Origin of the sequence: Halodurantibacterium flavum (assembly GCF_042681825.1) — a bacterium.
GTDB classification, from domain to species: domain Bacteria; phylum Pseudomonadota; class Alphaproteobacteria; order Rhodobacterales; family Rhodobacteraceae; genus Halodurantibacterium; species Halodurantibacterium flavum.
Map to the genome: position 1 here is coordinate 358,273 of NZ_JBHUGH010000001.1, position 23,648 is coordinate 381,920.

Consider the following 23,648-nt stretch of genomic DNA (forward strand, 5'->3'; position numbering starts at 1 on the left):
CGTTCAGACCATGTTCATTCGGTTGGGGAGGTTATTGAGATCCTCATACCCCTCTGCCGTGACCACAACGGTACCGCCGATGTTCACCCGCGTCTGTCCCTTGCAAACATTCGGTTCAAAGGCGACGATCATTCCGGCCTCCAGAACCGTATCCTGGCCCTTGCCCACCATCTCCTGCACATTCGGGTTGACCTTTGTCACTGGTGAACTGGCGATGTTGTGGCCGAGATTGCTGACGAAGGGACCCGGCCCCAGCGTGTGCACCAAAGGTGACAGGGTCCAGTAGTCCGGGTTTTCCCTAATCGGGGCGAACATCGCCTCCGCCACCTCGCCCAGCGTCACGCCCGCCTTAAGGGTGGCACGCCCTTCGTCCAGCGAGCGGACTGCCATCTCGGCCAGTTCGTGGTGAAGGTCGGGAACGGGGCCGACGGCCACCGCCATCTGCTGCTGCGTTTCGGCACCGCCATAGCATGGAAATATCTCGGCCTGCACCAGATCGCCGGGTTGCACGATGCGCGGCTCACCGCCCCGGTAAATCCAGAGCGGTGGACCCCAACCCAGATCATCGGCGCCCACAGTCAGGTTCAGATGCGGCCACCATGCATCGGCGCCATGCGCGAAGATCGCGTGCTGGATCGCAGCATAGATTTCCGGCTCGGCCGCACCGGCCGAGGTCGCCTCCAGCATTGCGCGGCAAGCGACGTCGCCGACTTGTCCGCTATAGCGGTAGAGCGCGATCTCCTCGGCGCTCTTGTGCAGCATCATCTTCTTGAAGGGTACCGAAACATCGACAAACTCGACATCCGGCAGACCTGCCAGAACGGTTTCCCACATGCGGTAGGGCACCAGCCCGTCGAACTCTCCCGGCCCCCAGGACTCAAGCCCGAACACACCGACGCGGCCGCGCGTCAGCCCAAGCTCCCTGAGCACGGTCACGGTCTGCGGGCCGTAACGTCCGATCCGGACGTCGTTGATCCAGAAGGGCTGGGTTCCGAGGTTACCGGCCAGTCGCCGTGCCAGCCGCTGCGTCAGGGCTGTAAACGCAATCGGGTCCCGGTCCAGCGGGAAAACAACGGCACCGTCGAATTGTTCGTTGGTCAGGTAACAATCATAGTGATCGTGGCTCTTGTAGCCATAAACCACCAGGCAATCGAGTTCGTGATCCACCATCATCTGCCGGGTCCTCGCCCAGCGTCGGTCACGCTCGGCAAGGGACAGCGACGGACGCGTTCCTGGCAGCATCTGGATTGCCGGCACCGACAATGCGCGGCTGGCCGTCTGACGTGCGACGTTCATGCAAACTCCTCCCTCTCGCGGTGCAGGTGCAGCCGCGTCCCCAAAGCCAGTGTGTGCATGTCGACATCATGTGTCCAATTGATATCTGTAATTAAACTGCATTAGCATTGCTAATTATGCTGCCATGGCAGGGGTCGGTCATCATGTATCCGCCGCAACTTCGCAAACTCGATGCGCGCCTGCTGATGGCGTTTCACGAGATCTACACCGAACGAAATCAGACACGCGCCGCCGTGCGCTGCGGGCTTACCCAATCGGCCATGAGCCAGACGCTTTTGCGGTTGCGGGAGATATTTGACGATCCGCTGTTCCTGCGCACCAGTGCCGGCATGATACCGACAGAACGTGCCGAAATGATCGCCCCGGCAATCCGCGAAGTGCTCATGACCCTGGGCAGGCTGGTCGGCAGTGCGGCGCCGTTCGATCCACGCGAAAGCGAACGATGCCTGCGGATCGGAACCTATCAGTTCGCGACGATCACGCTTGCACCGGGCCTGCTGGCGCTGTTCGAGGCGCAGGCGCCGCTGGCCCGAATCCGCTTTACCCACGCTGGTCCCGCCGAAGCACCAGCAATGCTGACCCGGGGGGAAATCGATATCGCGGTGGCGCCCTTTGCCGAGGTTCCGCCCGATCTGTGCAAATCATTGCTGGCGACCGGGGAAATGGTCGTGGCGAGCCGGCGCGACTGGGCTGCACGACACGGACGCCTGGATGCCGCTGCCTATTTCTCGGCGCGTCACGTATCGATCGTGAATCAAGGCCTGCTGGCCGACCCTCTGGACGAATACTTCGACAACACCCGGCACAAGCGGCGGATCGCGATCACAGTGCCGCACTACGTGACGGCCCTGCATCTGGTGGCAGAGAGTGACCTGTTGGCCACTCTGCCCCGCAAGCCAGCCGAGTGGCTCGGCAACGTGAAGGTCCTGACCCTCAGCAAGCCGCCGATCGCCTTGCCTCCGATCACCCTCTCCCTGGTCTGGCATCAGCGGAGCAACTTCGACCCGTTCCTTCTGTGGGTCATCAACATGATCCGCGACAACAGCCTGCGGCTGCTGACATCGGGGTCCGCGGATTAGCGATGGGAACTCGAACCGCCTCCCGGCTGGCGGAATGGCCCGGATCGTTCGTGGCGCACCGTGGGACTTCCGGTCGAAAGTCGGGCTTGGGGTCGCGCGAGAGCGGCCATCGATTATCATGACCATTTCAGCTCCCCTTGCGAAAATGGCCGGCTGCGCTGTCCGCCTCAGTAGGCCAACGAAGGCAGCCAGAGCGTCAGGATCGGGAAACCGATCAGGATGGTCAGCGTCAGAAGGTCCATTGCAAGGAACCAGGTGATCCCGCGGAAGATCTCGGGCAGGGTAACCCTGTTGTTGAGCGCGCCGTTGATCATGTAGACGTTCAGGCCGATCGGCGGGGTGATCAGGCCAATCTCCAGCAGCTTGATCACGATGATCCCGAACCAGATGGGGTTGATACCTGCCTCGTTCACCAGCGGCACGAGGATCGGCAGCGTCAGGAGCAGCAGCCCGATGCTGTCGATCAGCATCCCCAGGATCAGGAAGATGATCGCGACGGCCAGCAGAATCCACCAGGTTTCGGTGCTGACCGACAGGATCGCGTCGGCAAAGGCGCGCGGAAACCCCGAGAGCGCAAGAAAGCGGGTGAAGAAGAGCGAGCCGATCAGGATGATGAAGATGGAGGCGGTGGATATCACGGCCTGCGACACCGCCTCGAAGAGGGCCGCGCGGGTCAGCTTGCGCCGGATCGCGGCGATCACCAGCGCCGCAAAGGCGCCCAGGGCACCCGCCTCGGTCGGGGAAAAGGCGCCCGAGAAGATGCCCCCCAGCACCACCAGGATCAGCGTGGGCAGCGGCCAGACATCGCGGAAGGCCTCGCGGCGTTCTTCGGCCGTGGGCTCGAACCGGACGCTGCCGGCAAGCTCGGGCTTCAGCTTCACGCGGATGACGATCATCGCCATGTAGATCAGCGCCGACAGGATGCCCGGGATGAACCCCGCCATGAACAGTTGCCCCACCGATACCTGTGCATAGACCCCGTAAAGGATCAGCAGGACGGACGGGGGGATCAGCGAGCCCAAGGTTCCCGAGGCCGCGATCGTCCCGGTCGCGAGCCCGCGGTCATAGCCGTTGTCCAGCATTTCCGGCACTGCCATGCGCGACATGGCCGAGGCGGTCGCCACGGAGGATCCCGAGGCCGCGGCAAAGAAGGCACAGGCGCCCACCGAGGTGATCGCAAGCCCCCCCGGCAGCCGCGCAAGNGCCGCGGCAAAGAAGGCACAGGCGCCCACCGAGGTGATCGCAAGCCCCCCCGGCAGCCGCGCAAGATAGAGCCGCAGCGACAGGAACAGCCCCCGCGTCATGTCGGTGGAGGAACAGATGAAGCCCATCAGCAGGAACATGGGCGCCGCCGAAAGCTCCCACTGTCCGACATAGTCGAAGGGCGTGGCAGAGATCATGCCCCAGGCCACGTTCATGTTGAACATGACCGCGATGCCAACGATCGACACCAGACCAAGCGCCAGCCCGATGGGGATCCGTATCGCGATCAGGACCAGCGCCGCGACAATGCCGGCGACACCGACTTCAAGGTTGGTCATATCGATGTCTCCGAACACGGTTCCGGCGGGATGATCACAGGGCCTGCCTGCGCAGGATCGCGCGACCCAGATTTGCAATGATGGCAAGCAGCGCGCCGGCAAAGCCGATGGGCAGCGCCCAGCGGGCCGGCCAGATCAGGAAGCGGAAGTTGCTCATCGCCTCTTCGCCGCGCCGGGTGGCGCGAAGCGCATCGGAGAGCGATTGCCAGAACAGCATCCCGAAAAAGGCAAGGCCAAGCATGCAGGCGAGGATATACAGCGCAAGCTGCACGTGCGCCGGCATCATCTGCGCGAAAAGATCGACGCGGATGTTTTCGTTCTTCATCTCCACATGACCGAGGCCAAGGAAGACCAGCGCCACCATGTAGTAGAACGACACCCATTCCAGCGTGCCGACGATCTGTCCGTTGAAGAAATAGCGCACGCCGACATCAAGCGTGATGTGCAGCATCATCAGGACCATCACCAGCCCGGCGGCGGCCGCGGTGCCGATGTTGAGCCAGCGGATGATCCGTTCAAGGAACCGCATCATGAGGCCTCGCAACAGGATGGTGAAACGGCGGGCCCCTGCATTCCGGGCCCGCCGGGTGTCATTGCACGCCGTAGGTTGCCGCGTCGATCTTGCTGAAGATTTCCTGCATCGCAAGCGCGGTGAGTGCGTCTTCGTCCTCAGGGTCGATATCGGCGAGAAGCTCTTGCCATTTCTGCATCGTGTCCTGGAAATCGCCGATCAGCGCCTCGGGCTCGGCAATGCCGAAATCGGTGCGCGCCTTTTCGGCGGCATCCGCCGAGGTCCGGTCGCGGAAGGCTGCGACATGTTCCGCAAGATCCGCTTCGGGCTCATAGACATTGCCGCCGGCCGCGAGCGACGCCTGAAGACCGGCGTCGGCCTTTTCGGAATATGCGATGACCATCCGTGCCATCGAACGGGCCGAGGCCTCCATCAGCACTTCGCGCTGTTCGGTGGTGAGGCCGGCCCAGAAACCGGGATTGTATCCCCACTGAGGCCCCGACCAATACATTCCGGTGGACAGGAGGGTGGTGTGTTGCGCCACCTCAAGCAGCGAGCGGTCCACGAGGTCGCTGGCCGCATTCGTTGCGCAATCGAGGCTGCCGCGCTCAAGACCGGTATACATCTCGCTCGACGGAACGTTGACGGGGATGCCGCCGGCTTCCTCGACCCAGACGGATACGGCCGAGCCGGCGGTCCGGATGCGCTTGCCGCGGATTTCCTGCAGGTTGCGCACCGGGTTGGAGCACATCAGGACATAGGCAGGTGTTGCGTAGGCGCCCAGATAGACCAGCCCGTTTGCCTGCCATTCCTCCAGCTGCACCGGATTGTTCATCGAAAAGTCGGTAACGGCGAAGATTGCCGTAAGGGGGTCGGAATAGGCAAACCCGAGTTCCTGAACGGCATTCGCCACCGGAAGATCGGAGGGCGTATAGATCGCGGCATGATGCGCGACCTGCACCACATTGTCCTGGATGCCCTGCAAGGCCGCCCGCGGGGCAAGCAGCACGGTGCCGGTAAAGACCTCGGGCACGAGATCGCCGTCGGAAAGGTCCTGCACAAGCTCGGCCCAGCGGATATATCCTTCGCCCGACATCGGCACGGCGCCTTCATAAAAGCTGTTGGCGATGAAGTTCGTCTGCGCCGAGACGCTGCCCGCAAGGATACCGGCAAGTGCGGTGAAGGCCATAAGTCGTTTCATAATCTTCTCCCTGTCATGATCCGCAGGCGGATCTGGTTTTGATTCTGGTTGGGTGGTTCTTCGGCTGTCGTCGTGTCCCGCGTCTGCCCCGGGGGCGGTTGCCTGCCGGAACGGGTCTGCCGGGTCCTCGGTCTTCTTCTGCGACGCGTGCGAAGGGGGTAGTGCCACGGAACGGGCTTGCGCCCGCCCGAACTTGCGGGGCCGGCCCGCGGCGGCCCTAGCGGAGCGACGCAGCCATTTTCACTGCCGCCCCTCCCTTCATGATAAGGGGCATATGCGCCCCCTGACGCGTCAGCAGGTCGAGATCCTTCAGCGGATTGCCATCGACCGCGATGACATCGGCGTAAGCGCCGGGGGCGATGGTGCCGATCCGGCCCTCCATCCGCAGCACTTTCGCCGCATCCACCGTGGCCGAGCGGATCACCGCATCCGGCGGGATATAGCGGCCGCGAAGCGGGAATTCCCCCGATTGTTCGGTCTGCATCCCGCCGAGAAGGTCCGAGCCATAGCCCATGACCACACCCGCCTCGTGCATCTTTTCCAGCCGTTCCAGCCCCGCCTCGCGCACATCGGCGATCTTGGCGACCGATTCAGGCGGCAGGCCGAATTCGGCGCCTGATTTTGCAAGAATGTCATAGGTGATGTTGGTGGGCACCACCGGGATGCCTTCCCGCGCCACGCGGGCGATGGTGGCGTCGGAAATGAGGTTGCCGTGTTCGATGCACTCGAACCCGCAATCCAGCGCCCGCACGATGGCTTCGTCGGTATAAAGGTGCCCCGTCGCATAGGTGCCGAAGCTTCTCGCCACCTCGACCATGGCCTTGAGCTCCTCGACCGAGAAGACAAGGTAGCCTACCGGATCGGAGGGAGAGGAGACGCCACCATCGGCCATTGCCTTGACGAACTGAGCCCCGTTCTTGATTTCCTCGCGCGCAGCGCGCTGCACTTCCGCGATGCCGTCACAGATGCGCCCCATTGCGCCAAGGCTTTGCGCATACCAGCTGGCATCCCGGCTGTCATAGGGACCACGGTAATCGGTATGGCCTCCGGTCTGCGACAGCGCCTTGCCACAGATGATCAGGCGAGGACCGGCAAAGGCGCCTTCCTCGACCGCAAGCTGGAGGCCGCGGTCGGCGCCGCCAAGATCGCGCACGGTGGTGAAGCCGCGCATCAGCATGTCGCGCATCAAGACGCTGCTGCGCGCCGCGATCAGCGAGGACGGCAGCGCGGCATTGAGGCCCAGATTGGCCGTGGTCGCGATGACGTGGACGTGGCAGTCGATCAGCCCGGGCATCACCGTGAGGCCGGCAAGGTCCAGAACCTCGTCCGTCTCGGCGGTGACGCCGGGGCCCACCTCACGGATCATGCCGTTTTCGATCACGATGGTCATCGGCTCGGTTGGTTCGGTCGTGGTTCCGTCAACGATCCGGGCATTTTTCAGCAGAATTGCAGTCATCTGGCCTCTCTGGGTTCCGGGCCTTGAACGGGCCGCGGCGGATTTGATGTCAGTTGGTGTGGGCCGCGGCAGGTGCGACGGCGCCCTTGTGCCAGCGGTCGAGGTAATCGAGCACATATTGCAGATCGACCACGTCCACATAGCGCCGGCCAAGGTCGCGCAGGTTGTCGCGGTGCGGCTGTTCCTCGATGTCGCCCACGCAATCCTCGGGAACCAGGGTGCGATAGCGATAGCTGAACGAATCGATCGAGGTCGCGCGGATGCAGCCGCTGGTGTTGCAGCCGGTGACGATCACCGTATCGACCCGTTCCTTGGTGAAGAAATCCGCGACATCGGTGCCGAAGAAGATCGAGGGTGCCTTCTTGCACACCGTCAGGTCATAGTCGGGATCATAGATGCTCGGGTCGAAGTCGATGCTGGGATGATCGCGCCGGAAGGTTTCCCGAACGGCGGTGATCTTCCAGTAGGGCATTTCGCGTTCGTTCATGTAGGCGGTGTTGCAGTTCGCGACCGGCACGCCCATGGCGCGCGCGACCTTGAGCAGCCGCGCTGTATTTTCCAGCGCCCGCATGACCAGCGGCGCCCCGCCAAGGGGATACTGCGCTTCGGTAAAGCCCTTCTGGAAATCCACCACCACGATTCCCGGCTTGAAGCCCGTCCCGACCGGGATTTCACCATAGCTGCGTTGCTTGTAGTCGTCTGCCGTAGACATGCGCTTCTTCTCCCCGAGCCATCACATCCAGAGTGCGTGATTAAAAAAAACAGTCAAGACGGTTTTTTAGTTGATCGAAAATGCAGGCTGGCGGGCGCGTGGCGGAACGTCTTTCAAAGCGCCCTGTGCACTCGTATGCGCGGGGCGGGCAGGAGATGCCGATCTCATGTGCATGTTGCAAACCTATCCGCAAACATCATCGTTTTTCCCGTCCAACAAAAAAGCCGGTTGACATGTTTGTAAATATGGATGTGCTTTGGGACAGGAACACGGCGCAGAGGGAGCGCCGGAACTAACAGCATCAGAAAAAACCACGAACAACAGAGAGGAAGAAAATATGAAGAGACTGCTACCGGGGATCCTGCTGGCGGCCATCGCCGGCACGGCATCTGCCCAGACGAACATGGATATGGCGAACGAATACCCGCCGAACTCCATCCATGCAGAAACGGCAGATCACTTCATTCGTGTGTTGGGCGAAGAATCCGGTGGGCTCGTGATCGTCACCCCGCATCACGGCGGGGCGCTCGGCTACAAATCCGTCGACCACTACGATGCCGTAGGCGATGGGGCAGTGCAGATCGCCACCTCGTTCTCGGGCGCATGGTCCGGCATCAATCCGATCTTTCTCGTCTCGTCGCTGCCTTTCCTCGCGACAGATCTTGACGATACCCGCGCTCTTTACGAGGCCACGCGGCCCTATTATGCGGCGGCGATGGAGGCCGACAATCAGGTCTTCCTTTACGCGACGCCATGGCCGGCCTCGGGGTTCTGGGGGAGAAAGCCCGTCGACACGGTCGAGGCGTTGCGCGGTCTGAAGATCCGGTCGTTCGACACGCCCGGCACTACGACGCTCGTGAATGCGGGCGCAGCGCCGGTTCAGCTGTCCTGGGCCGATATCGTCCCGCAGCTGACCACGAACGGCATCGACGCGGTTCTGACCTCGGCCGATGGCGGGGCCTCGGCGCAGTTCTGGGAATACCTGTCGGACTTCACCGAGGTGAACTATGCCCTGCCGCTCCAGGTGACCCACATGAACCGCGACGCCTTCGAGGCGCTGTCCGAGGAAGACCGTGCCGCCCTGCTCGAGGCCGCCCGCCAGACCGAAACCTTCGGGTGGGATCTGCTGTCTAGCCGCGTCAGCGAGAACTACGCGACCCTTGCCCAGAACGGTGTGACCGTCACGACCGAGGTGGATCCGGCGCTGATCGCAAGCCTGCAGGCCGCGGCCGAACCGGTGGTGTCGGACTGGGCCGAGCGGGTCGGCCCCGACGCGCAGGCGCTGCTGTCCGCCTATCGCGCAGCCATCGCGGACTGATCCGACGGTGCCCGGCGTAATCCGGGCACCTGATCAGGGGAAGGGGACATGATGCGGTTCTTTCTGTCGTTTGCAGATTTCCTCGCGCGGATGGGTGCCTATCTGGCGAGTGCAGTTCTCGTTGGAATGGTCGGGCTTATCCTGTGGGAAATCGTCCTGCGCAGCGTCTTTCACACCTCGACCTTCGTGATGGACGAATTCGTGGGCTATGGGGTCGCCTCGGTGACGTTCATGGCGCTGGCCCATGCGGTGGGGCAGGGGCAGATCATCCGGGTTGGTCTTTTGATCGAGCGGGTGCCGCCCGGGCCGCGACGGTGGCTGGAGAGTCTGTCTGCCGTGATCGGGCTCGTGACAGTCACGGTGCTGATCTACTTTTTCTGGCTACGGGTGGCGCGCGCCTGGACCCGCGGCTCGGTCTCCAACTCCGTGGCCCAGGTGCCAATGTGGATACCCGAAGCCGTCGTGATGGGCGGCCTCGGTCTCCTGTGGCTGCAACTTCTCGCGCATCTGATCCGCAACAGTCTGGGGGACATGCGCGCCGTGACCCCAGCCACCCGCTGACAATCGACGGAGCATTCAATGGAAGCCCTTCTGTCTGCCGGCGCCCTGCTGGCGATGATATTCCTCATGCTCGGGCTGGGTGTCTGGATCTTTGTCGGGCTGATCGCCGTCAGCGGCATGGGCCTGGTCGTTCTGGCGGGCATGGACCTGTCACGGGTGGCGACGATCGCCACGGGCATCATCTATCGCTACTCCTCCGCTTGGGAACTGGCCGCCATCCCGATGTTCATCTGGATGGGAGAGATCATCTTCCGCACCGATATTTCCGACCGCATCTTCAGGGGCCTTGCGCCCTTCGTGGCTCATGTGCCGGGGCGGCTGCTGCATACCAACGTGATGGGCTGCACCCTTTTCGCCGCCGTCAGCGGATCGAGTGCCGCAACCACGGCCACGGTGGGCAAGATCACCACGACAGAGCTTGCAAGCCGCGGCTACAGCCGGTCGCTGTCGCTGGGGTCACTGGCCGGTGCGGGCAGTTTCGGGCTGTTGATCCCGCCCTCGATCATCATGATCGTTTACGGCATTCTGGCGGAAGTCTCGATCAGCCGCCTGTTTGCAGCCGGTGTCATGCCAGGATTGATGATCGCGGCCCTGTTTTCCGCCTATATCATCCTGCGCGCGCTTCTGGACCCCTCGGTCGCCCCCCACGGCGGGGAGCGCTACCGCCTGCGGGACTATGCCCATGCGCTGGTTGACCTCATGCCGATCTTCGCGCTGATGGGGATCGTCCTTGGCGCGATCTATACCGGTGTGGCCACCCCGTCCGAGGCGGCGGCGGTGGGTGTCTTCGGCGCGCTCGTTATCGCCGGAGTCCTCCGCCAGCTTTCGATCCGGCTGCTGATGGAGACGCTGCTGGGGGCGGTGCAACTGAGCGCAATGATCTGTTCACTGCTGATCGCGGCGGCGTTCCTGTCGACGGCGATGGGCTATCTGCATATCCCGGCGGATGTGGCGCGCGCCATCGGGGCGCTGAACCTGTCGCCGGCCATGCTCATCCTGACGCTGACGGTGTTCTACATCCTGCTGGGCCTGTTTCTGGACGGCGTGTCGATCATCGTGATGAGCTTGCCAATCACCCTGCCGCTGGTCGCGGGCGCTGGCATTGATCCGGTCTGGTTCGGGATCTTTCTGATCGTCACGGTCGAACTGGGGCAGGTGACGCCGCCTGTCGGTTTCAACCTCTTCGTGCTGCAAGGTATGACAAGAGAGCCGGTGGGCCGGATCGCCCTCTATGCCTTTCCGTTCTTCTTGCTGATGCTGATCGGCATCGCGCTGCTTGCCGTTTTCCCTGCAATAGCCCTTTGGCTGCCCGGATATCTTTATGGCTGATCTTTCCCTGTCTTCGATGACATTCTCTTCCGCCCATGCGGCGGCGGATCAGCCGCATGCAGCGGTTTCCGCTTTTGCCACGTTTTGTGCCGCACGCTTCGGGCTGAAGCTGCTGACGGTCTTCGCCTGGGATGAAGGGGATGACCTTTGCGTCCGCATCTGGTCAAACCAGCCGGAAAGTTATCCCTTCCCCGCCACCAAGCGGATGGGACCGACGGAATGGGGCTACACCGTCCTGCGCGAGCGACAGCCCTGGTGCGGCCGCACGCGGCGTGAAATCCGCGCCGCCTTTTTCGATCACGAACTGATCGAGAGTCTCGGATGTGGTGCCTGCCTTTCGGCCCCGATCGTCTGGCGCGACCGGGTGATCGGCGCGGTAAGCGTTCTTGACGCCGAGGGCGCCTATGGTCCGGCCGATGCGGAGGCGTTGGGACGGATCACCTGGACGCTCATCCCGGCGCTGCTCACACATCGAATTGACACAGCGGGCCAGGGGCTGCCCGTCGAAAAGGAGAAAACATGAAACTTGGCGACTTCAAGGCACTTACGTTCGATGTCTATGGCACCCTGATCGACTGGGAAAGCGGGATGGTGGCGGGGCTGAAGCCGTTGACGGACCGCCTGACGCAAGAAGTGTCACGGAACGCGGTGCTGGAGACCCACGCCCGGCATGAAAGTGCGCAGCAGGCACAGACGCCGGGGCGGAGGTATTCGGAGCTGCTCGCCACTGTCTATCGGCGCATCGCCGAGGAATGGGGCCTGAGCGTCACCTGGGACGAATGCATGCGCTATGGCGACAGCGTCGGGAACTGGCCCGCCTTTCCGGACAGCGCCGACGCGCTGGCCTATCTCAAGCAGCACTACAAGCTCGTGGTCCTGTCAAACGTGGACAACCGGAGTTTCGCCGCGTCCAATGATCGACTTGGCGTGGACTTCGATGCTGTCTATACGGCCGAGGATGTGGGAAGCTTCAAGCCGAACGACGCGAATTTCGACTACATGCTCCGCAACCTGAACTCGCTCGGTTTGACCAAACCCGATATTCTCCACACTGCCGAAAGCATGTTTCACGATCACAAGCCGGCGAATCGACACGGGCTCGCATCGGCATGGATCTATCGCCGCCATGCGGACGAAGGCTTTGGCGCGACGATGCATCCCGGCGAAAGCCCAAGCTATGACTTCCGGTTCAACAGCATGGCGGAAATGGCCGCTGCCCATCAGGCTGAGATACGCGGCCAGTAGCGCCCCCGGCTATCCGCTTGTCGCTGCGTCGACCGAAAACGCGTAGTCTCGGGCCGCACCAAACGAAAAGGAGCGACATGACCCTGCAGAAGCCATCACCCACCCCGCCGCCCGGAAAGCAGCGCCGCCGGACGCAGGCGGAACGCTCCGCCGAAATGCGTGAGAAAGCCTGCATCGCCACGCTCCAGGCCCTGACAGACGTTGGCTATGAGAGGATCTCGACCAAGCTGATCGCCGACCGGGCCGAAGTGTCGCGCGGGGCACTGACGCACCACTTTCCGATGCGCAACGACCTTCTTGTGGCGGCGTTCGAGTATCTGGTCAACGGGTGGGAAAAGAACTGGCCCTTCAACGCGGAGCCGTCGCTTCCGCGGCTGAGCATCGAGGAACTTATAGATGCTCTCTGGGAGCGGCTCTTTTCCACCGAACATTACATGGCCGCGATGGAACTGATGCTGGCTGCCCGGATGGACAGCGATCTCGGCCAGCGCCTGCGCGAGGTCCAACTGCGTTGGAGCGCGATCCGTGACAAGATCGCGGCCCGCATCCTTGGCGTGGCGACGGAAGACGAAAAGAACCACCTGTTTCTGCAACTCAACCTGTGCCTGCTTCGCGGGATTGCGGTTCACAAGAGCTTTGACACCGATCCTTCGGTGGATCTGAAACTTCTGGCGCTCTGGAAGGATATCGTGCGTGGACAAAAGGTTATCCACATGCCCGGAACGGGACGCCAGAACGACAGGTCGTCCGCGTGATCCTGCCGGGCTCCGCCGCGCCGGGTGCTTCCCGAAGGTCTGCCGGGCGACATCTCCGCAATGCATCTGACGCGGTCCGACGAGTTGCCATGGTCATGCCAAACGGACTTGCGAGGCCTGTTCCGGATATGCATCGATCGGGCGCGGATCCGTCCTGGCCTCGCCGCCGCCGCGTGCCGGTCGAGCAGTCTGAAATTCGCGCCGCTGACATCTTCCTGAAGTATAGAGAAAGCTGATGCCTGCACCACAAAACACGTTCAAGCGCCGGCTTCTGGCCCGCGAAACACAGATTGGTCTCTGGCTCAGCCTGGGGGATGCCAGTGTCGCGGAACTGGCCGCGCGCACGGGCTTTGACTGGCTGGTGATCGACGCCGAACATGGGCCCAACGGCCTGCGCGAGGTGCTGGCCCAGCTGCGGGCCATCGGCGAGCGAGGGGCGCATCCGGTGGTGCGCGTGCGCGACGACGACCGTGCGGTGATCAAGCAGATGCTGGATCTGGGCGCCCAGACCATCCTCATCCCGATGATCGAGAGCGGCGCGCAGGCGCGGCAAGCGGTGCAGTCCGTCTTTTACCCGCCGGTCGGGGTGCGGGGCATCGGCGCGGCGCTGGCGCGCGCGTCGGGGTTCGGGGCAGAGAGTGACTATCTCGAAAGCGCGAATGACGAGGTCTGCCTGTTGCTGCAGGTCGAAAGCCGGGCAGGGCTGGAGGCGCTTGATGATATCCTTGCCGTCGAAGGGGTCGGTGGCGTCTTTATAGGTCCCGGCGATCTCTCTGCCACCATGGGGCACCGCGGCAACCCGGATCATCCGGAGGTGCAGGCTGCTATAGACGATGCGATTGCGCGCATTCGGGCCGCAGGGGTCGCGGCGGGCATTCTCACCTGGAACGCGGATCTGGCCCGGGCCTATGCCAAAGCCGGAATCGACTTCCTTGCTGTCGGTTCAGACGTCACGACGCTGCGCAATGGGTTATTGGCACTGCGGCGCGGCTTTGCGTAATTATTGTATGCGTCGAACCCGTCAGCGGATGCGGCAGGCGGGCTTTGATGGCCCCGCATCGCGATGGTTATGTGATCCCGCTCCTCGCCAAAGTCGTGGACATACGGGATCGTCTTCGCCCGGTACCTTTTACAGCGTTGCCTTCTTCCCTGGTTACAGCGTTGCCTTCTTCTCTGGCATTGGGCCGTCATAGAACCCATCTGGGTCGGGCGTCTTTAATGTTGCGCTTTCACCCTGCAGAAACGTTATTGGAGCAACGCGATTTTGCCACAACATAATTATTGACTTGAATACGATGATGTTTTTTTGTACCGCCTGTTGCGGTCCCGCGGAGCGGTTGCTGCACGACAGGTAGAACAGGAACCAAGGGAAAGGCCGTGATGGAACACACTCCGAACGTGGTTACAGAAGATGGGCTGCGGAGCCTGCTTGCAGATGGCTACCACCTCGAGGTGGTCTGCACGGAGGGGGCCGAGAAGCGCCACAACAGCTGGTACGGCATATGGGTCGCGCGCGCGGTCGCGGAAGACGGCCGGCCTGACAAGATGCTCGTCACCAGCCGCAGCGTCCTCAAGCTGCGAGAGTTCAAGACCATCGTCGGCCTTGTCAGCTTTCTCGCCGAGATGGGATGCACGACGGCCAGTATTCCGCTCGTCGAGGGCGGCCGCGAACGTCACGCCGCGTCCGGCCGCGTGGCAGAGCGGCGGACCGGCCCGGTTCTCGTCAAGGACGAGTGACTGCGCGCTCCCACTTGTCGTCGCATTGGGTACAGGCGCTTGTTCCGTGCGTCCCGGCCCCAATGCACAGACTGGGGCCGATGGCTTCATCTTCCAGATCGCCTCGTCCTCTTTGCAGCGCCGAAGTCTTTCTTGAGGGGCGGAGTCCTGCGGACGATCTGCTGTATGATCAATGTCGGCTTCAAGGCAGGCCGGTTGGCCCGCTAGGACCTCTTCTGAAAGAACGGACGCGTCATGAAAATATCGATCATCGGACTTGGCATGGCTCTGGCCCCGCATATGGCCAGTATCAACGATCTTCTCGGTCGCGTCACCTTGGCTCATGCCGTCGCCAGAAGCGCTGAACGGCGGGACGCGTTCGAAGCAGAATATCGCCGTGCAGCGTCGGATGACCTGAATACCGCGATATCCGATCCTGCCGTTGATGCCGTCATACTGCTCACACCGCCTGATAGTCATCGGGAGCTCGGCACTCGCATCCTTCAGGGCGGAAAGCACCTGATTATCGAAAAGCCAGCCGGATTAACAACCGATGACACGCGCGCTCTTGCTGCGCTGGCGAAGGATAAAGGCTTGCTGGTGGCGCCTGTTCTGCAGCATCGGTTTCGTCCCTCGGTTCGGGCTGCTGCGCAACTTGTGGGGTCGGGAGAGCTCGGGATGCTCTGCGGGGCAACTTGCCTGATCCCGTGGTGGCGTTCACAGTCCTACTACGACGAGCCGGGGCGAGGCAGCTTTGCCCGCGATGGCGGCGGTGTCTTGCTGACGCAGGCAATCCACACACTCGACGTGCTGCGCGCTCTTTCCGGAGGCATGAGAATCAAGGCTGCGCAGGTTGCGACAACCGCGCTTCATCGCATGGAAGGAGAGGATGTAGTTTGCGCCCTGGCCGAATTTGGACCGGGCGCCGCGCCGGGCACGATCATGGCGACGACTGCCGGATATCCCGGCTTCCCGGAGACCATGACACTCATATTCGAGCATGCGACGCTTCGACTGGGCGAGGCGAAGATGCAGGCGTTCTACCATGACGGCCGTGTTAATGAGGTAAGAGACGCAGGCGGCGGCGGGAATGCCGACCCGATGGCCTTCCATCACACTGACCATACGACACTTCTTTCGGCCTTCTGCGACGCGGTGGAGGGACGTGCAGCCCTTCAGGTTGATCTGACCGACGTTGTCCGTACGCGTGAGTTGATCGACCAGATCCTGGCTTTCGGCAACACGGAGCTACAGGGCTGAAGCGCACACAACTCCTGTTGCCGTCCTTCCCGTTCAGCGCCTCGGGCCGCCGCTCGACGCTCGCACGATCAGTTCCACCCCCAGGCCAATCCGACGAACCGGACCCCCATTGGCGGCGAAATCGACAAGCGTTTCGACAGCCGTGGTGCCAAGGTGCCGACGGTCGATTTGCATGCTGGTCAGCGGCGGCGAGGAATGGGCGCCCACCGCAAGCCCGTCGAAGCCGACAAGCGCAATGTCCCCCGGCACCGAGAGACCATGTGCCTGAATGGCCTGAAGCGCGCCGAGTGCCACAGCGTCAGATACGCACACAAGTGCAGACGGCGGGACGGGGCGACGGCGCAGGAAGCTCGTCACCACGCGGTGCGCCTCGATCCCGAAGTAAGCGGGTGAGCCCAGGTCCAGAAGGTGTGTGTCCGGATCATACTCGATGCCGGCCTCGGCCAGCGCGTCGCAGAAACCCTCCAGCCGCCGGCGAATGGATTCACGGTAGACATGCGTCACGTGCACGATATCGCGGTGCCCAAGCTCGATCAGGTGGCGCGTCGCTGCCCAACCGCCGAAGTGGTAGTCGGGCGACACACTCGGAAGAAGCATCCGGCGGTCCATGCCGTTGACGATCACCGCCGGCAGCCCCGAGGCCGTGATCGCCGCCAGTAACTGCGGATAGTCGATGCCCATCAGGATCACAGCGTCCGTTTCGGGGGGCAGATCCGGCGCCGTGAACTGCGGGCCCTCGTCAACCATCTGAACGATGATCTTTATACCGCGCGCTTCGGCTTGCTGAACGATCCCATCGATGATTTCCTGGTAGAAGGCATCGTTGCTGACCATGCGCCCGAGTGTGATCAATGCGGCGCAGCTGATCTGGCCCGCCTGACTCCTTGCTCCGCGCTCCTGATAGCCAAGCTCCTCGGCGGCCTTCATGACGCGCTCGCGGCTTCGCGCGCTGACACCTTCGCGGTGGTTCAGAGCCTTGGAAACAGCCGCGACAGAGACGCCTGCCGCCGTTGCGATATCGCGCAGCGTGGGCCCTTGCAGCCGCCTTTGTGGCACATCCTCGGTCATCATGCCCGCCCGGACGCCAGTTCGGGTTTCGCCTCTGTCATCCATCGTCTTCAAGCTCCGCCTGACGCCGCGCATGCGCTGCCTGGCCGATCTTAACATCTGCAGCGGTCGTCACAACAGGAACGAAACCCTGGATGGAAACAAACTGAAAGTTTCGATAGTTTCGAAAAAACATTGACGGCTTTACCTCCATCGAGTTAGATCGCAGCAGGAGGAGATGAGGCGCCGCGGAGAGCCGCGGCCTGCATCCCGAGAATTTAGATCGTCCGGTCCTTCATCCAGTGAGGGCCGGCTGTGAATGTCCGGAGGTGCGTGCTTCCGGCCGCCGTCGGCGCTGCCGGCGCGCGTCAGGAGGAATATAAGCTTGGACCGACTTTTCCCCCGTCGTGACGATGCAAAGGTGTCACATGTCCCGGCAGCCGGGACCGCCGAACTTGCCACGGCAATCCTTGAGGACATCCTCTCCAGCTTGTCTCGCAACAGCCGCATCGTGGGCCCGCGCAATCCCATGGTCGGCGGGCACAAGGACGCCATCTGGCGCTATCCGGACAATGGCTATTTCTGGACCGACTCCTTCTTCACCGGGGAGTTGTGGCTGGCCTACATGATCACGGGTCAGTCCGAGTTCCGCAACTTTGCCCGGATGCGCGTCACGCATCTTGAGCGTCTGCTGCACACGCCGCTCTGGCTCAGCCATGATCTGGGTTTTCTGTACAGCCTTAGTGCCGTCGCCGATTACAAACTGACCCGCTCCTCCGAGGCTCGGCGCCTGGCGCTGCAGGCCGCGGATGCGCTGCGGGCGCGGTTCAACTGGGCCGGAAACTATCTGCTGGCCTGGACCGCGGATGGCCAGTCGCCCGAGCACGCGGCGAAAGTGCAAGCCAAGATGATTATCGACTCGGTCCAGAACCTGCCGTTGCTGCTCTGGGCGCATGAGGAAACCGGCATCGAATCCTACCGCGATGTGGCACTGAGGCATGCGGATTCGCTGGCCCAGCACATCGTGCGCCCCGACTTCAGCACGTATCACACCTTCGACTTCGACCCTGCGACGGGCAAGCCTGTCGGCGGGAAGACCTGGCAGGGACGTGCGGACGAATCCTGCTGGAGCCGCGGCCAGGCTTGGGCAATTCACGGATTTGCCCAGCTTGCCGAAATCACGGGTGAACTTCGTTTCCACCAGCTTGCGGCCAAGCTTGCCGATCATGCGCTCGATCAGCTTGGCTCCGATCCCGTTCCCGTGTGGGATTATCGGCTGCCCGAGGGGGCCGAGCGCTTCAAGGACAGTTCCGCAGGTTCGATCACCTCGGCAGGGCTTTTCACGATTGCCGACATCTATCAGCGGACTGGCGATGTTGGGCGGGCGGATCGTTACCGCAAGGCCGCGCTCTGGATGCTCCAAGGGCTGCGCGAGAACCACGACCTTACGCGCGACCTGGCTGCGCAGGGCCTGCTGTCGGGCGGCGCTTCGGATGTGCCCCGCGCCGAGCGGTCCGGCGAGAGGTATCTCACCGATGCGATGCTGCCCTACGGCGACTACTACTACTTCGAGGCCGTCCTGCGCGCCCTCGGGCATCGCGAGTTTTTCTGGCACTAATCGTGCCGCATTTTCCGAGGGAGGAAACAACATGACGTTCAAGACAGCTTCGGCGGCACTTGCCACAGCCATCACGCTGATCGCGGGCAGCGCCAGCGCCGAGACGTTCCGGATCGCGACGAATGCGCCGGACACCGCGGGCCCCGGCCTGCTTTTGCAGGAATTTGCGGATGCGGTCGCCGAGCGCACCGAGGGCCGCGTGAGCTTCGAGATCTTTGCGAACGGCGTTCTGGGGGATCAGACCGAGTATTTCCAGCAGCTGCAGTCCGGCGTGGTCGATCTTGGTCTCGTCAACAGCGCCACCCTGGAGAACATCCTGCCCGCCATCGGCGTCATCAATCTGCCCTACATGTTCCGTACGAAAGAGGAATACGGTGAGGTGATGTCCGATCCGGAGCTGACCGAGCTGCTGTTCCAAGGTGCCGAACAACAGAACTTTCTGCCGCTCGGCTTCCTGTCGAACGGGTTCCGCAGCCTCTACACCACCAGGCCTGTGACCTCGATCGAGGATCTGCGTGGCATGAAGATCCGCACCATGTCCAGCAACACCTATATCGAGATGCTCACGCTGTTCGGCGCCGCCCCGACGCCAATGGCCTTCGGCGACGTCTACCCCGCGCTGCAGCAGGGCGTCATCGACGGCGCGGAAGGCACGCTGAGCACGCTATATGACCTCAACTTCGGGCAGGCCGCGAAATACGGCATCAATACCGAGCAGACACGCCTTACGGACTTCGTCGTCACCAGCGTCGATTTCCGCAACGCCATCTCCGCCGAGGACTACGAGATCGTGCGCGAAGAGTTCGGGAACATCAGCCAGAAGTCGCTCGACGTTATTGACGAGGCCTTCGCCGCCAGCGCGCAGCGCGCTGTCGGCGAATTCGGCGTCACCATCACCGACATCGACAAGACCGCTTTCATCGAAGCGGTGCAGCCGATGTACGCCGCGGCAGCTCAGGACGATGCCAAGCGCACCGTTATTGAAAAGATCTTCGCAATGACGGACCGCGAGCTGCAGTAACGGCGGATCGCCGCTGCAGTCGCTTCCGCAATACCGTCCGGGGCTGCGAGCGCCCCGGGCCACATCATCAACAGCACCGCTTGCGTCTTGGGCGAGGATGCCACAATGAGCCAGCATGATTTCACCGCTCCCGCCGAGCGCCGCAGTTCCTGGCTTTCGGCGTATCTGACGGGCAGGAATGCCCTGGAGTTCCTGCTGATCGCCGCGGTCATGATGATGGTGGTCCTGATCGGCTACCAGGTCGCATCACGCTATCTGCTAAACGCGCCGAGCGTGCTGACAGAGGTGCTGCTGCGATATCTCTTCATTTGGGTTGGCTTGCTCGGGGCAGGGCTGTGCTTCATCGACGAGCGTCACCTGAACCTTCCAATTGTCCTCGACAGCCTTCCCGAAAGAAAGGCTGCCCGCGCCCGTGCAATCATAGCCCTTCTGACGTTGGCCTTCGGCATCGGGCTGAGCTGGGCCGGTTACCTCTTCATCAGCCGGAACCTGGTGATGCGGGTTCCGATCCTCGACATTCCGGTCGGCTACCTCCAGAGCGTGCTCCTGATCTGCGGCCTGCTGATCGCGCTGTCACAGATCGTTTGGTTCGTGGCAAATCTGAGTTCGCGCCGCCTGAGCTGGACGGATCTGGCCGTCGCCGGTGGCATCGTTGTCGTTACGACAATGGCGGTCTGGGCGCTGTCGCAGAGCAGCCTCTGGCAAGGATTTCTTGCGGAGTCCCGACAGCTCGTGGCAGTCATCGTCCTCTTCGGCTCGTTCGCGGTATTCCTGATCCTCGGGGTGCCCATTGCCGTCGCCTTGGCGCTGTCCGGCATCCTGACGCTGTTGCTTCAGATCAGCCTCGGCCGGATGGCACCGACCATCGGCGGCCGCCTTTTCAGCGGTCTCGACAACTTCGGGTTTCTGGCGCTGCCGTTCTTCGTCTTGGCCGGCAATATCATGAACCAGAGCGGCATCGCGCGCCGCCTGGTGGACTTCGCCATGCTTGTCGGGCGTCGCATCCCGGGAAACCTCTGGCAGACGAACGTGATCTCGAACGTGTTCTTCGGCTGCCTGTCGGGGTCGGGCATAGCGACGGCCACGGCGGTCGGCGGCATCATTGCCCCCATCGCGCGCCATCGGCACGGCGATCAACGCCGCGTCAGCCCCTGCCGGCATGCTGATCCCGCCATCGGGTCCCGTCATCATCTACTCGCTGATCACAGGCGGAAGCGCGTCCATCGTCGCCCTGTTTCTGGCGGGATACCTGCCGGGCCTCATCATGGCCGCAGCGGTCATGATCGCGGCCTATTTCTACGCCAGGAGGCTTGGCTACACGGCCGATCGGACGAAGATAGGTTTGGGTGAAACTGGACGTCTCCTTTTCCGGGCAATCCCCAGCCTGCTGCTGGTCATCGCGGTGATCGGGGGCATCACGGGCGGCATCTTCACCGCCGTCGAGGGCTCGGGGATCGCCGTGATCTACAGCCTCGTCCTTGCGCTCTGCTATCGGAGCATCCGCTGGAACCAACTTGTGCAGGCCTGCCGCGACACCGTCATTACCACCGGCGTGATCGCCTTCCTCATCGCCTGCTCTGGCCTGATGAGCTGGAGCATGACCTTCGCCGGAATTCCCGCAACGGTCGGCGCGATGCTGACGGCGATCAGCGACAACCGGCTGGTGGTTCTGTTGATCATCAACGTGACCCTGCTGATCGTGGGCATCTTCATGGACATGACGCCCGCGCTGCTGATCTTCACCCCGATCTTCTATCCGATCGTGACCGAGCTTGGCGTCGATCCGGTGCATTTCGGGATGATACTCATCTACAACCTCTGCATGGGCGTCGTCACACCGCCGGTCGGCACGGTCCTCTTCGTCGCCTGCGGCGTCTCGGGCGAGCCTCTGAGCCGCGTCATCCGGCCGTTGCTGCCCATCTTCGGCCTGCAGATCCTGGGCTTGCTGTTGGTGACCTACATCCCCGCTCTCAGCCTCTTCTTGCCGAGCCTCTTTGGCGTCTGAAGCCACCGCAGATGACACTTCGATAATCCCGAAAGCGCCCAATGCCCTTTTATCCACGCTTCCAGTCCAACCCGATGCAGAGCCGCGCCGACTTTCAGGAGGCCACGCTTGCTCTCTTTGAGCCGCTTCTGCCGTATCTCGAGCGGCAGGGCGCCCGAATGGACTTCGACGAGGGCGGGGCTTCTTTCGATATGCAGTCGAGCTCGGTCGAGGGGGTTGTGCGCCCGCTCTGGGGTCTGGTTCCGCTGGCAATGGGCGGTGGCAGCACGGAGCATTGGCCGCTTCTGCGACGCGTGATCGCGGAAGGCGTCGATCCCGCTCACCAGAACTATTGGGGACCGGTGCACGACCATTCGCAGCGTGCGGTCGAAATGGCTGCGATCGGCATGATGCTGATGTTGCTCCCCGAAGAGGGCTGGTATCCGTTCGAAGAGTGCGAGAGGGATAACCTCGTTGCCTGGATCGACGCCATCCAGCGTGTGGAGCTGGTGGACAACAACTGGCTGTTCTTCGCCATCCTCGTTCAGGCGGGCCTGCGCCGCATCGGCAGGGCAGACCTTGTCGACGAGGCCCTTCACGAGCGTTACCTGACGCGGATCGAGGAATGGTATCTCGGGGACGGCTGGTATGGCGACGGCCCTGAGCTGCCGATCGATCATTACAACGGCTTTGCCATGCACTTCTACGCGCTGCTCTATGCCCAATATGCAGAAGCTGCGGACGCCGCCCGTTGCCGGCGCTTCCGCCAGCGCGCGGGTCTTTTCGCCGTGCAGTTCGCGCAATGGTTCGCCGAAAGCGGCGAGACCGTCATGGTCGGCCGCTCGCTCATCTACCGCTTCGCCACCGCCGCCTTCTGGGGCATCGCCGCAACAGCAGAACAGGACGAGCTTTCCATCGGCGCGATCAAGGGCATCTGGGCGCGTCAGATCCGCAGCTGGCGCAACCTGCCGATCTTCACCAGCGACGGCCTTCTGACGCGCGGATACGGCTATCCCAACCTGATCATGTCCGAGGAGTATAATTCGCCCACCTCTCCCTATTGGGCGATGAAGGCCTTCTTTCCCTTGGCCTGGGGTGAAGATTCCGATTTCTGGCGCGCCGAGGAGGAGCCGCTGCCGGTCCCTCGCGAGCTGACACCGATGCCGGCGGCGTCCAGCATCGTCCAACGCAGCGGCGGCCATTCGATCCTGCACTATGCCGCGCCCGTACGGTCGGCCCTGCAGCGCGACAAGTACAACAAGTTCGCCTATTCCACCTTTCTGGGCCCCGACATGGCGTCGCTGCAATACTCGGAGCGCTTCAGCTTCGGTGACAACATTCTGGCCTTCAGCTTTGACGAGGGGCTGAACTGGACCATGTGTCATGCGCGGCCCGAGGCTCGCGTCACGGATGACCAGATCCACATGACCTGGATCAGCGGACGGCAAATGGTCGAGACGATCGTAATCCCCGAAACAGAAGGCCGTTTCCAGCGCCGCCACGATTTCGTCCTGGATGCGCCTGCCCTGGTCGTGGAGACAGGCTTTGCCGTCAGCGAATGGTATCGGCCAGCCGAGCTTCTGGGGCCTGACAAGACAGTCCTGCGCTCGCATCAGGTCGCCGGCGCATTGCGGGCGCAGCAGGCACGGGTGGCACCTGCGCTGACCGTTCGAGGCGAGAACGGTGTTTCAGGCATTGAAAGCCTCGATGTGACTCCCAAGCTCGCCGTGCTCGGGACGCGCATCCACACCAACATCTCGTCGCCGAAGACGGCCGTCCCGTTCCTGCTGGCCCGGCTCGGCCCCGGCGCCCACAAATTGCACCACGCCTTCCTTGCCACGCCTTCCGCCGCAACTTCCTAGCGCCGCCTCATCGACAGTTTCACGCCGCGGCGTGACGATTTTCTCTGAAAGGACCAGACCATGACGCATGTTGAGACCCGCCACGCGATCCACCCGGACCACGCCCGCGCCATGGACACGGCCACGCTGCGCCGGC

Annotated in this window: 20 protein-coding genes and 1 pseudogene; 14 read left to right on the forward strand and 7 right to left on the reverse strand. The window is 62.7% G+C overall.

Annotation, left to right across the window (positions count from 1 at the left end):
• Positions 1 to 3: 3 nt before the first annotated feature.
• Positions 4 to 1,296 (reverse strand): M24 family metallopeptidase, encoded by a 1,293-nt coding sequence (locus tag ACFSGJ_RS01585; protein ID WP_390258913.1) that lies wholly within the window; start codon positions 1,294 to 1,296, stop codon positions 4 to 6.
• Between the two features lie 143 nt (positions 1,297 to 1,439).
• On the opposite strand from ACFSGJ_RS01585, the gene ACFSGJ_RS01590 reads away from it, so the two are divergent.
• On the forward strand, positions 1,440 to 2,375 hold the full coding sequence (locus ACFSGJ_RS01590; protein ID WP_390258915.1) for a LysR family transcriptional regulator: 936 nt from the start codon (positions 1,440 to 1,442) through the stop codon (positions 2,373 to 2,375).
• 167 nt (positions 2,376 to 2,542) lie between these two features.
• Here ACFSGJ_RS01590 and ACFSGJ_RS01595 read toward each other — a convergent pair whose 3' ends face one another.
• From ACFSGJ_RS01595 to ACFSGJ_RS01615, 5 genes are all read right to left on the reverse strand, one after another.
• Positions 2,543 to 3,916: a TRAP transporter large permease gene (locus ACFSGJ_RS01595; RefSeq protein ID WP_390258918.1), complete on the reverse strand. Its 1,374-nt coding sequence runs from the start codon at positions 3,914 to 3,916 to the stop codon at positions 2,543 to 2,545.
• Positions 3,917 to 3,950: 34 nt separating this feature from the next.
• Complete coding sequence (locus tag ACFSGJ_RS01600; RefSeq protein ID WP_390258919.1) at positions 3,951 to 4,448, reverse strand: TRAP transporter small permease subunit; 498 nt, start codon at positions 4,446 to 4,448, stop codon at positions 3,951 to 3,953.
• A gap of 58 nt (positions 4,449 to 4,506) precedes the next feature.
• Positions 4,507 to 5,628, reverse strand: coding sequence for a C4-dicarboxylate TRAP transporter substrate-binding protein (locus tag ACFSGJ_RS01605; protein WP_390258921.1), 1,122 nt, complete (start codon positions 5,626 to 5,628; stop codon positions 4,507 to 4,509).
• A gap of 217 nt (positions 5,629 to 5,845) precedes the next feature.
• Positions 5,846 to 7,084, reverse strand: a complete 1,239-nt coding sequence (locus tag ACFSGJ_RS01610; protein WP_390258922.1) for a metal-dependent hydrolase family protein — start codon at positions 7,082 to 7,084, stop codon at positions 5,846 to 5,848.
• A gap of 49 nt (positions 7,085 to 7,133) precedes the next feature.
• Entirely contained in the window at positions 7,134 to 7,796 is a 663-nt protein-coding gene (locus ACFSGJ_RS01615) for an isochorismatase family protein (protein WP_390258923.1), read from the reverse strand.
• A gap of 337 nt (positions 7,797 to 8,133) precedes the next feature.
• On the opposite strand from ACFSGJ_RS01615, the gene ACFSGJ_RS01620 reads away from it, so the two are divergent.
• From ACFSGJ_RS01620 to ACFSGJ_RS01660, 9 genes are all read left to right on the forward strand, one after another.
• Positions 8,134 to 9,114: a TRAP transporter substrate-binding protein gene (locus ACFSGJ_RS01620; RefSeq protein WP_390258924.1), complete on the forward strand. Its 981-nt coding sequence runs from the start codon at positions 8,134 to 8,136 to the stop codon at positions 9,112 to 9,114.
• A gap of 48 nt (positions 9,115 to 9,162) precedes the next feature.
• Positions 9,163 to 9,675, forward strand: a complete 513-nt coding sequence (locus ACFSGJ_RS01625) for a TRAP transporter small permease subunit (protein ID WP_390258926.1) — start codon at positions 9,163 to 9,165, stop codon at positions 9,673 to 9,675.
• Between the two features lie 18 nt (positions 9,676 to 9,693).
• A complete protein-coding gene (locus ACFSGJ_RS01630; RefSeq protein WP_390258927.1) occupies positions 9,694 to 11,004 on the forward strand; it encodes a TRAP transporter large permease in 1,311 nt (436 codons plus the stop codon).
• The gene (locus tag ACFSGJ_RS01635) at positions 10,997 to 11,527 is read left to right on the forward strand and encodes a GAF domain-containing protein (protein ID WP_390258928.1); all 531 of its coding nucleotides are present in this window, start codon (positions 10,997 to 10,999) and stop codon (positions 11,525 to 11,527) included. Before ACFSGJ_RS01630 ends, ACFSGJ_RS01635 begins: the two co-directional genes overlap by 8 nt.
• Complete coding sequence (locus tag ACFSGJ_RS01640; RefSeq protein ID WP_390258929.1) at positions 11,524 to 12,249, forward strand: haloacid dehalogenase type II; 726 nt, start codon at positions 11,524 to 11,526, stop codon at positions 12,247 to 12,249. Before ACFSGJ_RS01635 ends, ACFSGJ_RS01640 begins: the two co-directional genes overlap by 4 nt.
• 77 nt (positions 12,250 to 12,326) lie before the next feature.
• On the forward strand, positions 12,327 to 13,004 hold the full coding sequence (locus tag ACFSGJ_RS01645) for a TetR/AcrR family transcriptional regulator (RefSeq protein WP_390258930.1): 678 nt from the start codon (positions 12,327 to 12,329) through the stop codon (positions 13,002 to 13,004).
• A gap of 235 nt (positions 13,005 to 13,239) precedes the next feature.
• Positions 13,240 to 14,004: an HpcH/HpaI aldolase family protein gene (locus ACFSGJ_RS01650; RefSeq protein WP_390258931.1), complete on the forward strand. Its 765-nt coding sequence runs from the start codon at positions 13,240 to 13,242 to the stop codon at positions 14,002 to 14,004.
• A 380-nt stretch (positions 14,005 to 14,384) separates the two neighbouring features.
• Complete coding sequence (locus ACFSGJ_RS01655) at positions 14,385 to 14,741, forward strand: hypothetical protein (protein ID WP_390258932.1); 357 nt, start codon at positions 14,385 to 14,387, stop codon at positions 14,739 to 14,741.
• A gap of 234 nt (positions 14,742 to 14,975) precedes the next feature.
• Positions 14,976 to 15,980, forward strand: coding sequence for a Gfo/Idh/MocA family protein (locus ACFSGJ_RS01660; protein ID WP_390258933.1), 1,005 nt, complete (start codon positions 14,976 to 14,978; stop codon positions 15,978 to 15,980).
• Between the two features lie 33 nt (positions 15,981 to 16,013).
• On the opposite strand, the gene ACFSGJ_RS01665 is transcribed toward ACFSGJ_RS01660, so the two are convergent.
• The gene (locus ACFSGJ_RS01665; RefSeq protein ID WP_390258935.1) at positions 16,014 to 17,048 is read right to left on the reverse strand and encodes a LacI family DNA-binding transcriptional regulator; all 1,035 of its coding nucleotides are present in this window, start codon (positions 17,046 to 17,048) and stop codon (positions 16,014 to 16,016) included.
• A 364-nt stretch (positions 17,049 to 17,412) separates the two neighbouring features.
• Between ACFSGJ_RS01665 and ACFSGJ_RS01670 the strand changes: the two genes are divergently transcribed.
• The 4 genes and pseudogenes from ACFSGJ_RS01670 (at position 17,413) to ACFSGJ_RS01685 (ending at position 23,512) form a co-directional block, all read left to right on the forward strand.
• On the forward strand, positions 17,413 to 18,645 hold the full coding sequence (locus tag ACFSGJ_RS01670; RefSeq protein ID WP_390258936.1) for a hypothetical protein: 1,233 nt from the start codon (positions 17,413 to 17,415) through the stop codon (positions 18,643 to 18,645).
• Positions 18,646 to 18,676: 31 nt separating this feature from the next.
• Positions 18,677 to 19,666, forward strand: coding sequence for a TRAP transporter substrate-binding protein DctP (gene dctP, locus ACFSGJ_RS01675; RefSeq protein WP_390258937.1), 990 nt, complete (start codon positions 18,677 to 18,679; stop codon positions 19,664 to 19,666).
• A gap of 216 nt (positions 19,667 to 19,882) precedes the next feature.
• Positions 19,883 to 21,671 (forward strand): annotated as a pseudogene (locus ACFSGJ_RS01680) (TRAP transporter large permease).
• A 41-nt stretch (positions 21,672 to 21,712) separates the two neighbouring features.
• A complete protein-coding gene (locus ACFSGJ_RS01685; protein WP_390258938.1) occupies positions 21,713 to 23,512 on the forward strand; it encodes a DUF2264 domain-containing protein in 1,800 nt (599 codons plus the stop codon).
• Positions 23,513 to 23,648: the final 136 nt, after the last annotated feature.

Bases quoted from the DNA above. Each gene is read 5' to 3' on its own strand.
- ACFSGJ_RS01600 (WP_390258919.1), bottom strand. From the start codon at position 4,448: ATGATGCGGTTCCTTGAACGGATCATCCGCTGGCTCAACATCGGCACC.
- ACFSGJ_RS01585 (WP_390258913.1), bottom strand. From the start codon at position 1,296: ATGAACGTCGCACGTCAGACGGCCAGCCGCGCATTGTCGGTGCCGGCA.
- ACFSGJ_RS01630 (WP_390258927.1), top strand. From the start codon at position 9,694: ATGGAAGCCCTTCTGTCTGCCGGCGCCCTGCTGGCGATGATATTCCTC.
- ACFSGJ_RS01615 (WP_390258923.1), bottom strand. From the start codon at position 7,796: ATGTCTACGGCAGACGACTACAAGCAACGCAGCTATGGTGAAATCCCG.
- ACFSGJ_RS01645 (WP_390258930.1), top strand. From the start codon at position 12,327: ATGACCCTGCAGAAGCCATCACCCACCCCGCCGCCCGGAAAGCAGCGC.
- ACFSGJ_RS01640 (WP_390258929.1), top strand. From the start codon at position 11,524: ATGAAACTTGGCGACTTCAAGGCACTTACGTTCGATGTCTATGGCACC.
- ACFSGJ_RS01655 (WP_390258932.1), top strand. From the start codon at position 14,385: ATGGAACACACTCCGAACGTGGTTACAGAAGATGGGCTGCGGAGCCTG.
- ACFSGJ_RS01650 (WP_390258931.1), top strand. From the start codon at position 13,240: ATGCCTGCACCACAAAACACGTTCAAGCGCCGGCTTCTGGCCCGCGAA.
- ACFSGJ_RS01605 (WP_390258921.1), bottom strand. From the start codon at position 5,628: ATGAAACGACTTATGGCCTTCACCGCACTTGCCGGTATCCTTGCGGGC.
- ACFSGJ_RS01660 (WP_390258933.1), top strand. From the start codon at position 14,976: ATGAAAATATCGATCATCGGACTTGGCATGGCTCTGGCCCCGCATATG.
- dctP (WP_390258937.1), top strand. From the start codon at position 18,677: ATGACGTTCAAGACAGCTTCGGCGGCACTTGCCACAGCCATCACGCTG.
- ACFSGJ_RS01620 (WP_390258924.1), top strand. From the start codon at position 8,134: ATGAAGAGACTGCTACCGGGGATCCTGCTGGCGGCCATCGCCGGCACG.
- ACFSGJ_RS01625 (WP_390258926.1), top strand. From the start codon at position 9,163: ATGATGCGGTTCTTTCTGTCGTTTGCAGATTTCCTCGCGCGGATGGGT.
- ACFSGJ_RS01665 (WP_390258935.1), bottom strand. From the start codon at position 17,048: ATGACCGAGGATGTGCCACAAAGGCGGCTGCAAGGGCCCACGCTGCGC.
- ACFSGJ_RS01635 (WP_390258928.1), top strand. From the start codon at position 10,997: ATGGCTGATCTTTCCCTGTCTTCGATGACATTCTCTTCCGCCCATGCG.
- ACFSGJ_RS01590 (WP_390258915.1), top strand. From the start codon at position 1,440: ATGTATCCGCCGCAACTTCGCAAACTCGATGCGCGCCTGCTGATGGCG.
- ACFSGJ_RS01610 (WP_390258922.1), bottom strand. From the start codon at position 7,084: ATGACTGCAATTCTGCTGAAAAATGCCCGGATCGTTGACGGAACCACG.
- ACFSGJ_RS01685 (WP_390258938.1), top strand. From the start codon at position 21,713: ATGCCCTTTTATCCACGCTTCCAGTCCAACCCGATGCAGAGCCGCGCC.